Annotated in this window: 13 protein-coding genes; 8 read left to right on the top strand and 5 right to left on the bottom strand. The window is 38.0% G+C overall.

Annotated elements, in window-relative coordinates; genetic code table 11:
• The first annotated feature begins 123 nt into the window (after window positions 1-123).
• From ORL93_RS15575 to ORL93_RS15540, 8 genes are all read left to right on the top strand, one after another.
• A complete protein-coding gene (locus ORL93_RS15575; RefSeq protein ID WP_265959185.1) occupies window positions 124-1518 on the top strand; it encodes an isochorismate synthase in 1395 nt (464 codons plus the stop codon).
• The gene (gene menD / locus ORL93_RS15570; protein ID WP_265959184.1) at window positions 1515-3269 is read left to right on the top strand and encodes a 2-succinyl-5-enolpyruvyl-6-hydroxy-3-cyclohexene-1-carboxylic-acid synthase; all 1755 of its coding nucleotides are present in this window, start codon (window positions 1515-1517) and stop codon (window positions 3267-3269) included. The genes ORL93_RS15575 and menD overlap by 4 nt, the downstream gene beginning before the upstream one ends.
• The gene (gene menH, locus ORL93_RS15565) at window positions 3266-4078 is read left to right on the top strand and encodes a 2-succinyl-6-hydroxy-2,4-cyclohexadiene-1-carboxylate synthase (protein ID WP_265959183.1); all 813 of its coding nucleotides are present in this window, start codon (window positions 3266-3268) and stop codon (window positions 4076-4078) included. Before menD ends, menH begins: the two co-directional genes overlap by 4 nt.
• A 79-nt stretch (window positions 4079-4157) precedes the next feature.
• The gene (gene menB / locus ORL93_RS15560; protein ID WP_003201443.1) at window positions 4158-4976 is read left to right on the top strand and encodes a 1,4-dihydroxy-2-naphthoyl-CoA synthase; all 819 of its coding nucleotides are present in this window, start codon (window positions 4158-4160) and stop codon (window positions 4974-4976) included.
• A gap of 195 nt (window positions 4977-5171) precedes the next feature.
• Window positions 5172-6617: an o-succinylbenzoate--CoA ligase gene (locus tag ORL93_RS15555; protein ID WP_097795688.1), complete on the top strand. Its 1446-nt coding sequence runs from the start codon at window positions 5172-5174 to the stop codon at window positions 6615-6617.
• Entirely contained in the window at window positions 6618-7724 is a 1107-nt protein-coding gene (gene menC / locus ORL93_RS15550) for an o-succinylbenzoate synthase (RefSeq protein WP_097795689.1), read from the top strand.
• 4 nt (window positions 7725-7728) lie between these two features.
• Complete coding sequence (locus tag ORL93_RS15545; RefSeq protein ID WP_018764639.1) at window positions 7729-8031, top strand: hypothetical protein; 303 nt, start codon at window positions 7729-7731, stop codon at window positions 8029-8031.
• Window positions 8032-8418: 387 nt separating this feature from the next.
• Entirely contained in the window at window positions 8419-8631 is a 213-nt protein-coding gene (locus ORL93_RS15540) for a YjcZ family sporulation protein (RefSeq protein WP_018764638.1), read from the top strand.
• Window positions 8632-8679: 48 nt separating this feature from the next.
• Here ORL93_RS15540 and ORL93_RS15535 read toward each other — a convergent pair whose 3' ends face one another.
• The 5 genes from ORL93_RS15535 to ORL93_RS15515 form a co-directional block, all read right to left on the bottom strand.
• Window positions 8680-10650 (bottom strand): FtsX-like permease family protein, encoded by a 1971-nt coding sequence (locus ORL93_RS15535; RefSeq protein ID WP_033799175.1) that lies wholly within the window; start codon window positions 10648-10650, stop codon window positions 8680-8682.
• The gene (locus ORL93_RS15530; RefSeq protein WP_006096319.1) at window positions 10647-11399 is read right to left on the bottom strand and encodes an ABC transporter ATP-binding protein; all 753 of its coding nucleotides are present in this window, start codon (window positions 11397-11399) and stop codon (window positions 10647-10649) included. Before ORL93_RS15530 ends, ORL93_RS15535 begins: the two co-directional genes overlap by 4 nt.
• A 21-nt stretch (window positions 11400-11420) precedes the next feature.
• Entirely contained in the window at window positions 11421-13391 is a 1971-nt protein-coding gene (locus ORL93_RS15525; RefSeq protein WP_097795690.1) for an FtsX-like permease family protein, read from the bottom strand.
• Between the two features lie 94 nt (window positions 13392-13485).
• Entirely contained in the window at window positions 13486-14508 is a 1023-nt protein-coding gene (locus ORL93_RS15520; RefSeq protein ID WP_006096321.1) for a sensor histidine kinase, read from the bottom strand.
• A 2-nt stretch (window positions 14509-14510) separates the two neighbouring features.
• Window positions 14511-15206: a response regulator transcription factor gene (locus ORL93_RS15515; RefSeq protein ID WP_006096322.1), complete on the bottom strand. Its 696-nt coding sequence runs from the start codon at window positions 15204-15206 to the stop codon at window positions 14511-14513.
• Window positions 15207-15270: the final 64 nt, after the last annotated feature.

The raw sequence follows: 15270 nt of genomic DNA, 5'->3' as shown, positions 1-15270 counted from the left end.
TATTTTCTAGGAAGAGAAGGGGAATTTCTCAGAAATGCTAAACGTTGACAGGGCTTTCGTTTGAGGTGTATCTTAAAATCAAGCGTATTTATGACTATTTTTCGCCCATAGGGGGGAGACTTTGTGATTCAGACGAAACAAAAAGATTTACAAGAAGTGATTTTGGCAGCTATTAAACATGCGACGAATGAAAAAACATTGGTCAGTTTTGTAAAACAAATAGATTGGATGGATCCGCTTCTTTTTTATGCAGCAGGAAAAAGGATTGCATCCGAAAATAGATGTTATTTTGCAGACCCATCTCAGCATGTCATATTTGCTGGAATTGGCTCTGTTTTCACTATAGCAAATTCTTCTGACAAACGCTTTCAAAATGCCCACGAAAAGTGGAGTAAAGTGCAAGAGAAAGCAATTGTTCACAGAGAAGAGTATGAATTTGGAACGGGTCCACTTTTATTTGGTAGTTTTTCATTTGATCCAGAAAAAGAACAAACGGATCTTTGGGAAGAGTTTAAAGATACAACATTATCGTTACCGGCTTTTCTTTTAACGGTAAAAAATGAAAAAGCATGGTTAACAATGAATACATTTATTTCAGCTGAAGACTCTGCACAGGGAGTGTATGAAGAAATTGTTTCTTTGGAAAAAAGAATTTTAGAAGAATGCAACTGTCCGCTTACAGAAGCAAAATTAACAGTAACTTCTAAAGTAGAAGTTGATCCAAAGAGCTGGATGAATGCAATTGTAAAAGTGCAGGATGAAATGAAAAAAGGAATTGTACAAAAGGTTGTATTGGCAAGAGAATTAAAACTAACGATGGATCAGAATATTGATTCTGCTCGTGTTTTAGAGGCGCTCCGTATTGGGCAACCGGATTGTTACGTGTTTTCCTTCGATTATAAAGGAGCATGCTTTTTAGGAGCAACGCCTGAAAGATTAATTCGAAAAGAAGGCGGAAAATTTACATCGATGTGCCTTGCTGGTTCGATTGGTCATGGTAATTCTATAGAAGAAAGTAAGCAAAATGGTGATGCGCTTCTTCATGATGAAAAGAATTTAGCAGAGCATGGTTATGTAGTCAATATGATTCGTAGCGTATTAACAGAGCATTGTGAATCCGTTACTATTCCGCATCGTCCAGGTTTATTAACAACAAAAAATTTACTACATTTATATACACCGGTTGAAGCGAAAGGTGAAGCATCACTTCTTTCAATGGTGGAAGAACTGCATCCAACGCCAGCACTTGGTGGTACGCCACGCCACGCGGCGATGAAGCTCATCCGTGATGTAGAGTTATTAGACCGTGGATTGTACGGAGCACCAATCGGCTGGATAGATGACAAAGGGAACGGCGAATTTGCGGTAGCCCTGCGCTGCGGGCTATTAAATGGTGACAAGGCATCCTTATTTGCCGGCTGCGGTATTGTGATTGATTCAGTACCACAGCTTGAATATGAAGAAACAAGTTTGAAGTTTAGACCGATGCTTGGTGCTTTGGAGGAATTAATGAAATGAATAATCATATAGAAGCATTATCATATTATTTAGGCGCGTTTGTGGACGAACTGGCGCGTCTAAATGTATATGATGTTGTCATTAGTCCAGGTTCGCGGTCAACGCCGCTAGCCTTGCTAATGGAGCAACATGAACAGATAAAAACATATTTGCATGTAGATGAACGATCAGCTGCTTTTTTCGCGCTCGGTATTGCGAAAGCGAAGAAGCGTCCTGTAGCGATTTTATGCACATCAGGAACAGCGGCAGCGAACTATTATCCAGCAATTTGTGAAGCCTTTCATTCGCGTGTGCCATTGCTTGTCTTAACAGCAGATAGACCACATGAACTAAGAGATGTTGGTGCCCCGCAGGCAATGAATCAGCTGAACTTATATGGCTCCTTTGTGAAACAGTTTATGGAGATGGCACTGCCAGAAGCTAGAGAGCCGATGTATCATTATGCCCGTATGACAGCCGGGCGTGCTGTTGCAAGTGCATCTCTTGCGCCAAGGGGACCTGTCCATATTAATTTTCCACTTCGAGAGCCGTTGATCCCTGACTTTTCTTTAGAGGAATTATGGGAAAAAGGACGAGGTGAATATACAGGGGCAGTTCATCAAGGGAATATGGCGATGACGAGTGAATATGTAAGTTCTCTTACAGAGCGCCTTTTGAGTATGGAAAAGGGGCTTATTATTTGTGGAGACGATAGTCATCCAGAGATTGCTGAAGTTATCACGCAGCTTGCTGAGAAAACTGGATATCCAATTTTGGCAGATCTGCTTTCAGGTCTTCGGAGCGGTAATCACGATAAATCATTGGTAATCGATTGCTATGATACATTTTTACGAAATGAATGCTTGAAGGATACATGGAAGCCAGATGTCATTATTCGTTTCGGTGGTATGCCAGTATCTAAGGCATTAACGCAATATATAAAGAAACAAACGGCTGCTGTCCATATTGTTGTAGATGAATCAGGAAAATGGAGAGATCCAGCTCTTGTAGCAACGGAAGTGGTATGTGCAAGCGACGTCTCGTTTTGTAAAGCAATGACAGATAATATGCAAAAGCGAGAACAGAATGATTGGTGCGAGATGTGGAAACATATAAACGATGCAACGAAGAAAAAGCTTCGTGAAATCGAAACATATGAAACAGCGTTTGAAGGAAAAGTGATTACAGACATTGTGCATGTGTTACAAGAAGAAGCGACGTTATTTGTCAGCAATAGCATGCCAATTCGTGACACAGATACATTTTTCTTTAACATAGATAAAAAAATTCATGTCATGGCAAATCGTGGTGTGAATGGGATTGATGGGATTATTTCAACAGCCTTAGGAACGAGCACTGTTTGTGAACCACTCGTATTAGTCATTGGTGATTTATCATTTTATCATGACCTAAATGGACTCTTAGCAGCAAAATTACATGATTTAAACGTAACAATTGTCGTTGTTAATAACGATGGTGGTGGCATCTTCTCATTCCTACCACAATACAAGTCAAAAGAACATTTTGAATCATTATTCGGAACGCCGCTTGGGCTTGATTATGAACATGTTGTCAAAATGTACGGTGGTTCATTCTCGCGTGTAAATGACTGGGAAGCATTTCGTCATGAAGTAAAAAAAGGAACAACGGAAAAAGGGTTACACGTTGTGGAAATTTGTACAAACCGAGAAGAGAATTTACAATTGCACCGTGATTTATGGGCAAGTACATCGAAGGTTGCTACGGAAATTTTGCAAGGTGAATCGGAATGAAAGTAGCGCTGCAAGGTATAACGTATGAATATGAAGTGGTCGGTAGTGGAGAGCCACTTCTACTTCTTCATGGTTTTACGGGGAGCATGGAAACGTGGCATTCGTTTATTCCTGCATGGAGTAAACAGTTCCAAGTCATCACAGTTGATCTTGTGGGACATGGAAAAACGGAAAGTCCCGAGGAACTTATGCATTATGATATTCAAAATGTAGCACTTCAAATGACGACACTACTCGATCATTTGAATATTGAAAAAGCACATATACTCGGCTATTCAATGGGCGGAAGACTGGCGATTACGATGGCATGCTTATATCCAAACCGCGTGAAATCTCTTTTATTAGAGAACTGCACAGCTGGACTTGAGATGGAATCGGACCGGAAAGAGCGCCGCGAGCGCGATGAACAGCTTGCAGATCGAATTGAATTAGAAAGAATAGAAGCTTTCGTAAACAGATGGGAAAATATCCCGCTGTTTGCAACGCAAAAAAAGTTATCACGAGGTGTGCAAGAACAAGTAAGGAAAGAGCGACTTGCTAATAACCCGAAAGGACTCGCAAATAGCCTTCGGGGCATGGGAACAGGAGCTCAGCCTTCTTGGTGGAGTCAGCTTGAAGAGCTCAAAATGCCTGTCTTGTTAATGAATGGAGAGAGCGATCAGAAGTTCTTTCACATCTTACAAAATATACAAAAACGCATCCCTCACGCGAAATTTGTCAAAATTGATGGGGCTGGCCATGCAATTCATGTGGAACAACCGCAAAAGTTTGGTACAATAGTAGAGGGATTTCTCAAAACCATACAGTGACACTTTTTTCTTTTGAGGAAAGTAGAACTTATAGAGGCTAGTGGACAACCATTAGCACAATAAAAAGGAGGTAAGAATAATGGCTATTGAATGGGTAAAAGAAGGCAATTATGAAGATATTATTTATTCTACATACAATGGTATCGCAAAGATTTCGATTAACCGTCCTGAAGTACATAATGCATTCCGTCCTAAAACGGTAATGGAGTTAATCGATGCATTTGCACAAGCACGTGATGATGCAAATGTTGGCGTTATCATTTTAACAGGTGAAGGTGGACGTGCATTCTGTTCTGGCGGCGACCAAAAAGTTCGCGGTCATGGTGGATATGTAGGTGAAGACCAAATCCCACGCTTAAACGTATTAGACTTACAACGTTTAATTCGCGCAATCCCTAAACCAGTTATCGCAATGGTAGCAGGTTATGCAATTGGCGGTGGACACGTACTTCATATCGTATGTGATTTAACAATCGCAGCAGACAACGCTGTATTCGGACAAACTGGTCCTAAAGTAGGTAGCTTTGATGGCGGATACGGAGCTGGTTATTTAGCTCGCATGGTAGGTCATAAGAAAGCTCGTGAAATTTGGTACCTATGCCGTCAATACAGTGCACAAGAAGCACTTGATATGGGCTTAGTAAACACAGTTGTACCATTAGAAGAGCTAGAAGCAGAAACAGTCCAATGGGCAGAAGAAATCTTAGCAAACAGCCCAATGGCACTTCGTTTCTTAAAAGCTGCATTCAATGCAGATACAGACGGTTTAGCTGGTATCCAGCAACTAGCGGGAGACGCAACGTTATTGTACTACACAACTGACGAAGCAAAAGAAGGCCGCGACGCGTTCAAAGAAAAACGCCGTCCAGACTTCGGACAATTCCCTCGTTTTCCGTGATTAAAAGCGGAAGCGGCTCGTTCAGAATGTGAGAGGGATGGAGCTTCAGACGAAGAGGCGTAGTTTGCCTCGCAGGAAGCAGCAAAGCCATCGACTATTCTAGCTGCTGTAGCTGGATAAGATTAAAAGCGGAAACAAAAACAAGAGACTTGATTGTACATCAAGTCTCTTTCTTTAATGGAAGGAGAATGTGTAATGGAGACAATGCCCAATTGGTTAATGCAACGTTCTTTTTTAACACCAGAGCGCACTGCGATTGAGACAAAAGAGGAGAAGATTACATTTTTAGAACTGCATGAAAAAGTAGGATCTGTTTGTGAACACCTTTCATACTTACAGATAGAAAAAGGTCAAAAAGTGGCTGTTCTGATGAAAAATGGTACCCAGATGATTACAGTAATTCACGCCTTATCTTATATTGGGGCAGTAGCTGTACTTCTAAATACACGTCTTTCAAGAGAAGAGCTACTTTGGCAAATGGATGATGCTGAAGTTGTTTGCTTAGTAACGGACCAAGAATTTGAAACAGAACAGGTACTAGTATATGCATTTGAAGAGGTAGTGAACGGACCGAAGAAAACTGCAGTCGTTCAAGAGGAGTTTTCTTTAGAAGAATCGATGACAATTATTTATACGTCAGGAACAACAGGCAAACCGAAAGGGGTTATCTTAACATACGGTAATCACTGGGCGAGTGCTGTTGGATCATCACTTAACTTAGGGCTTCGCGATGATGATTGTTGGTTAGCGTGCATGCCAATGTTTCATGTAGGCGGATTATCTCTGTTAATGAAAAATATTATGTACGGTATGCGGATTTTACTCGTTCCGAAATATGATCCTGATTTCATTCATGAGGCAATAAAAACTCGGGGAATAACAATCATATCTGTCGTTTCTAAGATGTTAATGGACTTATTAGAAAGACTTGGGGAGGAAACATATCCGAGCTCTTTACGTTGCATGTTATTAGGCGGAGGACCAGCACCAAAGCCACTTTTAGAAACATGTGTAACAAAAGGAATCCCTGTGTACCAAACATATGGTATGACAGAAACATCCTCGCAAATTTGCACACTTTCAGCTGATTACATGTTAACGAAAGTTGGTTCAGCAGGAAAAACGCTTTTCTCATGCCAGCTTCGAATTGAGAAGGATGGAGAAGTAGTGCCACCGAATGTTGAAGGAGAGATTGTTGTAAAAGGACCGAATGTGACACATGGCTATTTTAAACGTGAAGACGCAACGCGTGAAACAATAATAGACGGTTGGCTTCATACTGGAGATCTTGGGTATTTAGATGAAGAAGGATTTTTATATGTATTAGATCGTCGTAGTGATCTCATTATTTCAGGCGGAGAAAATATTTATCCAGCGCAAATTGAAGAAGTACTGCTTGCAAATCCTAAAGTGGCGGAAGCTGGAGTTGTTGGGAAAACAGACGAACAGTGGGGACAAGTGCCTGCTGCGTTTATTGTTAAGGCTGACGATATAACAGAAGAAGAACTGATTCAATTTTGTGAAGAAAAATTAGCGCGATATAAAGTACCGAGAGAAGTGCATTTCTTACTTGAATTACCACGTAATGCTTCGAAAAAATTGTTAAGGCGGGAACTAAGGCACCTGCTGGAGGAGATGTAAATGAGAATTAAAAAGGCGACGCTTTATGTAACAGAAATGCCTCTTGTGATTCCTTTTGCAGCAAGTTACGGAACGTATGAAACGCGGGAAAGTATTGTCATTGAACTTGAGGATACGGACGGATATATCGGGTTTGGGGAAGTTGTTGCGTTCTCAGAACCATGGTATACAGAAGAAACTGTAACAACGGTACTTCATATGCTTCAAGATTTTTTAATACCAGATGTATTGAAAGCTGAAATTACACATCCAAATGAAATTCCGAGTCTCTTTCAGCATATAAAGCGTAACCGTATGGCAAAAGCGGGAATAGAAGGCGCTGTATGGGATTTGTATGCGAAACACGAAAACAGGTCATTAGCGATTTTACTTGGAGGAACACAGTCAGAAATTGAAGTCGGTGTTGTGATTGGGTTAGATACGATTTCTAATATGTTAAAACGAATTGAAATGTATGCAGAAGAAGGATATCAACGTTTTAAGGTGAAAATCAAACCGGAATTTGATTATGAGCTAATAAAGGAAATACGAAGAGTCTTTCCAAAGGTTCCATTAATGGTCGATGCAAATTCAGCGTATACGTTAGGGGATATTGAGCGATTAAAACGATTGGATGAATTTCAGTTAATGATGATTGAACAGCCTTTAGCGGATAACGATTTTCTCGATCACGCTAAGCTCCAAAAACAAATAGAGACACCTATTTGTTTGGACGAGAGTATTCATAGCTTAGAAGATGCAAGAGTAGCTATTACACTTGGAAGCTGCCGCATTATAAATATTAAACCGGGACGAGTTGGCGGTTTAACAGAATCAATCCAAATTCATGATTATTGCAAGGAACATGGTATTCCTGTTTGGTGCGGCGGTATGGTTGAAATGGGGATTTCACGTGCGCAAAATATTGCGTTAGCATCACTCCCAAACTTTACGATTCCGGGTGATATTTCAGCTTCAAGTAGACACTGGGAGCGAGATATTATTTCACCAGAAGTAACATTGCAAGGCGGGAAAGTAATTGTTCCAAAAGAGCTTGGGTTTGGATATGGCGTAAACCGGGAAAGATTAGAAGAGATTACGAGAAAACGGATTGTATGTGAGAGGTGAATGTATGAGGCAGCAGGAAGATATATTGCGGGTTATACAAGCATATTTGTTAAAGGTGTCATTTGTAAAAGTTGCATATATTTTTGGGCCTCACGTAAGGAAAGAAGTAACAGATCAATGTAGTCATCACATTGCGATTGAAACGAAGAATGCTTCGCACAAACAATTTCAATGGTTATGTTTTGAGTTGACAGAAGAGCTGGAGGGAAGAGTGAAATTTGATGTGGTACATTTAAATACACTCTCTAATCAACAACTACAAAAGCGTATATTGCAAGAAGGAAAGTTGTTTGTACAGCGTATATAAAGTGAAACTTTAATCAGTGGGGAGCTTCATCCCTCACTGATTATTAGCCCTCACCAATCGGGCTTTTACGGGCAGTTCATCACCTGCTTAACTTCTTTGCTTTCACTGAATGAGGTGGGAGTGTTACTGCCCACAAATAGCGGGATAAAGAGCCTACGATGATTCAATTATCGTAGGTTCTTTTGTGATTCGCAGGCATTGCATTCTTTATTGATGGTTTATCAGTAAATCCAAGGTTTCGTTGTATCTTTTCGTAAAACAAGCCTGTTTTTGGGAAAAACAAGCTCCCGATTTCCCATGTAAACATAATATAAATTGAATCCGCTCATTTAGAACATGATAGGATCCCCTTGTTGTTACGAATGATACTAAAGGAGGAATAGAGTAATGAGTGATAAGTGCGATGACAGATGCGATGACAGACATGAACATCACCATAGACACATAAGACACGGCTGTGGAGGCGGTTTTGCGCTTCTAATCGTATTGTTTATTTTATTGATTATCATCGGTGCTAGCTGCTTCGGTGGTGGCTACGGTGGCGGTTGTGGATATGGCGGCGGCTATGGTGGCTTTGGTGGTGGTTACGGATACTGCTAACAAAAACTATTGAGAATAGCCTTGTGCGCATGCACAAGGCTATTTTATTCACAATTTAAGGCGTTGTGATAATTTATTCATGTAAAGGGAACGGATTAAAAAGAAGAAAATAATCTCGATCATCCCAAATAAAGTAAGTACAAATGATAATTCTTTGAGTAGAGAAATTGCGAGTATGTTTTGTAAAAAAACGATGGCAAATATTGTATGGAAGGCAGCGACTATATAAGGTACGAAAAATAAAATTGCCAATTGAATCGTTGCAGAACGAAACATCTCGGACTCTGTTAGTCCAATTTTTGTAATGGCAATATACTTTTGCTCTTCTCTTGTTAAATCATTATACATACGGAAGTACAAGACACTTGCTGCTCCAATAAAGAAGATGATACCGAGAAAAGTGCCAATAAAGAAACTAGAGACATTACTCTTTTTACTGTATGCTAGTTCGTCACTAGATGTAAAAAGACTGAATGGGATAGCGTTATGTTGTTTTTCTTTCTCTGTTTTCTCCAATAAATCGTTTCGATCTTTATCTATACTATTCACCACATTTTTGGTAGGGATAAGAGTGTCTTCCCAATTTTCAACAATATAGTTATAAATGGTAATGGTTTCAATATGCGGAATCATATTATCAATGACATGATCTTGCATCACAATTGTGTCAGGAAGAGCGTATTGTGGCTCTACTCCTTGATTTAAAAATCCTTTAATGAGAAATTTTTTTTTGTTAGATTCCAAAGTTATTGTTTCTTGCTTTGCAAATGGATTGGTTATTAAATTTAATAGAGTTGGTGAAAACCTAGAAATTATATATGTTTCGTCTGGTCCTAACTGAATTTCTGGTTTTTTTAACAGCGTAGCTAGTGTATTATAATCACTCATTTTCATAATAGCAACGTCTTGTTCTAGAGCTTTATCTTTTAAAACTGCAAATTTATATTTTTGATACTGAAATTGATAATTGGTAAGCTCTTGCTCTATCGTAGCAATATGTTTTTGTTCGAATGAATTTCCTGGATCAGATGTATAGGTGAACGGAACAGGATAACGTTCTAAAATAGTTGCTTTTGTGTAATTATTCATAGCAAAGAGCGGTGTAATAATTGTAAAAGCAAGCGCAGATAACATGGTAACAATAAAGAGCATATTAATATTACCACGCGTACGTGCAACTAAATCTGAAATCCATAACATATTTATTTGTTTCATATAAAATCTTCTTCTCTTTTTTAAAATAGATATAAAGAGAAGAATCGTTTGAGAAAATAATAAATACGTTCCAATTGTTACAAGTGGCAAAATGGATAAAATAATAAAGAATACGGAGCCATCTTGTATGTTTTTTTCGGTGACATATCCTTTTGGGTACCCCGCGATATAATAACATAGTCCTAAACAAGCTAAAGCAAATAAAGAAATGAGAATAGAAGGCCGTTTTTCTTTTCTTAACTTTTGCTCGTTTTTAATGAGACGAATCGTTTTACGTGTACGAACAAACATAGGTGTAAACGTAGAAACGATAAAAAATAGAACGATGAAAGTTACAGTTGTGACGATAATTGCCCTTGTAGGCCAATATAAGTAGAGCCCTGTTGCACCTGTTAATTTGGACGTAACCAATAGAAAAAAGTTAGAAAAAACAAGACCACCTTGAATACCAACAAAAATGGCTAATATTCCAATCATCATATTTTCCATAAATACAAGGCGTTTTAATTGTTTCTTAGAGATACCGAGAACTGTTAAAATACCAAATTGTTTTTTACGTACGTTTAAAAATGCTCCAATCGAATACAGCAAGAAAAAGAACGAGAACATGATGATAACAAATTGCGCCATTCCGATTAAATTCATCAGAGGTCCTTGTTCATGTAAGTTCTGTAAACGCGGATGGTACGAGTATACAGTAAGTGAGAAGAAAACCATTATCGAAAAAGCACTACTTAAAAAATATGCAAAATATGCTTTAGAATTACGCATGACATTTTTTAATGCAAATTGCCAAAATGTCATCCACGTCTTCCTCCTAATAATGCTAATACATCAAGTATTTCTTGATAGAACTTTTCTCGATATAGTCCGCGGTGTAATTCATTATAAAGTTCACCATCTTTAATAAAAATCACGCGGTTGCAATAGCTCGCTGCGAACGGGTCATGTGTTACCATTAAGATCGTTGCTTGTTCTTCTTTATTTAATTTTGTAAAAAGTTCCATTACGTCGATTGCTGCTTTAGAGTCTAAATTTCCTGTAGGCTCATCAGCAAGCAAGAGAGATGGATTATGAATAACAGCGCGAGCTACCGCAGTGCGCTGTGCTTGTCCACCAGAAACTTCGAAAATCCGCTTGTCTAAAATGTGGTCAATCCCAAGTTTCTTTGAAACAATATCTAATCTCTTATCCATTTCTTTTAGCGGAACATTGTCTAACGTTAATGGTAATACGATATTTTCACCAATTGTTAACGTATCTAATAAGTTAAAGTTTTGAAAAACAAACCCTAGTTCTTGGCGGCGGAAAACAGCTAGTTTTTCCCTGCGGAATGTGTGCGGCTGTTTCCCGTTAATAAAAACTTCGCCTGCAGTAGGAGAATCGATTGTTGAAATTACATTTAAGAAAGTAGATTTACCGCTTCCTGAAGGCCCCATAATTGCGACAAATTCTCCTTTATCTACATGTAAATTAATATTTTTTAAAGCGGTATGAGGGACTTTGCCCTCATACACTTTAGAGACATTTTTAATGTGTAAGACTTCTTCCATAAAGAATCACCTTTCTATTTTTTAAAGACTAATATGTCGAGATAGTTTTTGCATATATAAGGAACGAATTAACAAGAAAAAGATAATTTCAACCGTTCCAAATATCGTAAGAACAACTGTAATTTCAGCAAATAATGATAGATTTATGACTTCTTGTAGCATTTTTGTAGCAAACATTGTATGAATGGAAGCCATGATGTACGGAACGAAGAATAAGATCGCTAGCTGAATGGTAGCGGAACGCTTCATTTCAGATTCTGTTAACCCGATTTTTGTAATCGTAATATATTTTTCTTGTTCACTTGTTAAGTCCGTATACATACGGAAGTAAAGGACACTCCCGGCACCAATGAAGAAAATGACACCAAGGAAAGTACCAATAAAGAAGAATGAAGCGGCGCCTAGTTTAATTTGGTATAGCGTATCACTCGCTTCCCACATGATATATAAAGGTTCTTTAGATGCGATACTTTTTCGATCTTTTTCCAATTTATTAATATATTCTTCAGCGATTACATATGTCTTTTCCCAGTCTTGTACTTGAAAGTTATACAGTGTCATATGTCTCATGTTATTCGATAAAGCATGTACTGTATCATCAGATAAAATTAGTAATTGTAGTGTCAGACCAGCTGGTGTTACGCTAAAATTCTCATAATCTTTTACATGTAATGTAAGTGAATTTTGCGAAAGTGTAACGTTTTTTTGTTTGAAATCTTCTTGCAGTGGACTCAATATGTTTTGATATCCATATCCAGGTAGGATGTATGTTTCATTCTCTTTTACAAAAAGGTGCTTGAGATGTAAAGCAGTCGCAAGTTTATTATAGTCACTTTCTTTTAATACATATGCTTCTCTTTCATAAGGAGTGGTTTTGTCCTTTTGTAATGAAACTGCATATAAGTCTGTTTTGAACTTTTTATAGGTAAATTGTTCTTCGCTAAGTCGTTTTTCTAACCAGTCCATATGCTGTGAAGCAAGTGGATTGGCATCGTATGAAATATAGGTGAACGGGAATGGATTATTTTTGGCAACATCCAACTTTATGAATTTCCCAAACCCATATATGAATGTAATCATTGTAAATGCGAGAGTAGATAGCATAGCTACAATAAAAAGCATATTAATATTTGTTCGAATACGGCTTGCTAAATCTGAAATCCACAGCATATTAATTCGCTTCATGTAAAATTTTCGTCTTGTTTTCAAAATCCGAATGAGCAGGAAGCAAATTTGTGAAAAGAAAAAGTATGTTCCAATTGCCACAAGTGACGGAATGACGAAAATGCTAGAAAACATGTAAATCGATCCTATCTTTGGATCTAAAGATAGAAAGAACATTGGATTTCCGGCTAGTATATATCCCGACAGCAAACATAAAGCACCAAATAAAGAAATAAGTATAGATGGTTTTTGCTCTTTTTGCTTTACTTTTCCTTCTTTTAAAAGGCGTACTGCTTTTCTTGTTCGGATGAGCATAGGAGTAAAAGCAGAAACAACGATAAAGAGTCCAAGGAAGACTGTTGCAGTTAAAAGGATGGCCCCTGAAGGCCAATATAAATACAATCCTGGGACGTGTGTGATTTTTCCTGTTACTAACAAGAAAAATTGTGAGAATACGAGTCCAAGTTGAATGCCAACAAAGATGGACAATATCCCAATCAACATATTTTCCATAAAAACAAGACGTTTTAATTGCCTTCTCGATATTCCTAAAACGGTTAAAACTCCAAATTGTTTTTTACGAACTTTTAAGAAAGTACCGATGGAATAAAGCAGAAAGAAAAAGGAAAAGCACACAATGACCACTTCTGAAAATATCATTAACCCTGTAATTCCATCAACTGTACTAAAATTTTGTAGCCGAGGATGAAATAAATACACCGCAAATGAGAAGAAAATCGCAATGGAAAACGCACTGCTTAAAAAATAGGCAAAATAAGCACGGGAATTTCGCGTTACGTTTTTAAATGCAAACTGCCAAAAAGTCATGCTGTATACCTCCAAATCGAAGATATAGATGTAGTCATGTTGCAAAAAATGTATGAGAGTGAGTTCTCATACATTTCGCTGAAATTGTGTATGTTCATTCTTCAATCACCTTCCCCGAGCCGTCTGCTTGATGATTTAAAGCATTATGGAAGATGATCTTAATGCTAGTCCCTTTACCTACTTCAGAGTCTAACTTCACGGAATGACCTAAATAAGAGCAAATTTTACTGACAATATAAAGCCCCATACCAGTTGATTCTCCGAAAGTACGTCCATTTTTCCCTGTATAAAATGGTTCAAATACTCTTCGGATATCTTCCTGCGGGATACCAACACCTTCATCACGAATTTCCAAAATAATATCTTTCCCATTTCGATAGCCAGATAAGAAGACTTTCTTGCCTCGCTCGCCAGAATAGCGAACCGCATTCGTCATTAACTGATAAATAATGAATTTCAGCCACTTTGCATCAGAAGCAACCATAAGATCAGAATGAACTTCTAGAACAGGGAATACACCGTTACGAATAAAGAGTTCTTTTAAGCCGTTAATATTTTTTGTTACGGCATCCTTTAGTGAAATCGTTTCTACATGGAAGTCTTCGTGGAAGTTATTGAGTCTCGCCATATATAACGCCATATCAAGTCCTTGATTTAATCTTTCTAGTTCTTTCTTAAACTTCGGAATGAGATGTTCATCTTCCATTTCTAGTACCATCAGCTGCATAATAGAAACTGGCGTTTTCATTTGATGTACCCAGTGGTTAATAAACAATTGGTGTTCTTGTTGTTTGACTTCATATGATTGCAGTTCTTTTTGGAACAAACGATATTGAGTCCGAACAAGCTCATTTACGCCGTGTGGCATAGGTGCGGTCGCTCTTTCAATAAACGCATCTTCCATTTTTTCCGGTGGCTCACTTAATCTGTGATACATTCTGCGGTTGCGAACATAACGATAAACAAGGAAGCAAATAAATAAATATAAACTTAATACGATGAAATAAAATTTATTGTTTTGAAATCCATCAACTGCATCATAGAGAATAAAAATGATACCGAAATTTAATGCATATAATAGAAAAAATGCAAAATGATCACGCAAAAATAACTTCATGCTTATTCACTCCAAGTTGCGTTAAAACGATACCCTAATCCGCGTACTGTTTCAATTGCGTTTTCAATACCAAGCTCATTAAATTTCTTACGAAGACGTGTAATGTTTACGTTTAACGTGTTTTCTTCAACGAAGCTTTCATCATCCCAAAGCGCAGCTAATAGATCTTCGCGGTTTGCTGTACGAGGGTGTTTCGATAATAACATTTCAGCTAAGATAGCTTCTTTCTTTGTAAGAAGAACTTGCTTCGTTCCAAAATGGATTTCTGGTCGTTCCGGGAATAATTTTAGCCCTTCAACTTCAACAATTCGTTCTGAAATATTTGGAGCATAATCACCGTAAATACGGCGTAATTGACCTTTAATTTTCGCCATTACAACATCGTAGTGGAATGGTTTTGTAATATAATCATCCGCACCGCTCTCAATCGCCATAATTTGTTCCATCTCACCAGCACGAGCAGAAATGAAAATAATCGGGCAAGTAGATTCATGACGAATTTGACGGCACCAGTAGAAGCCATCGAACTTCGGTAAGTTTACATCTAGAAGCACTAGGTGTGGTTTCACTCTATTAAAAGAATCCATAATATCATCAAAGTTATCCGCAACAACAGCTTCATAACCATATTTTTGAATGTGAGACTGAAGTAAAGATGAGATATTTGGATCGTCTTCAACGATTAAAATTTTATACATATGTATATTCCTCCTAAAAAAACAATTGTAGCTATAGTGTACCATGTGTTTCTTGTCTTTTCAT

Origin of the sequence: Bacillus sp. DHT2 (assembly GCF_026241455.1) — a bacterium.
In the GTDB taxonomy this organism is placed as follows: Bacteria; Bacillota; Bacilli; order Bacillales; family Bacillaceae_G; genus Bacillus_A; species Bacillus_A pseudomycoides.
The sequence above is the reverse complement of the archived record's forward strand: the minus strand, read 5'-3'. Positions and strand labels throughout refer to the sequence as shown.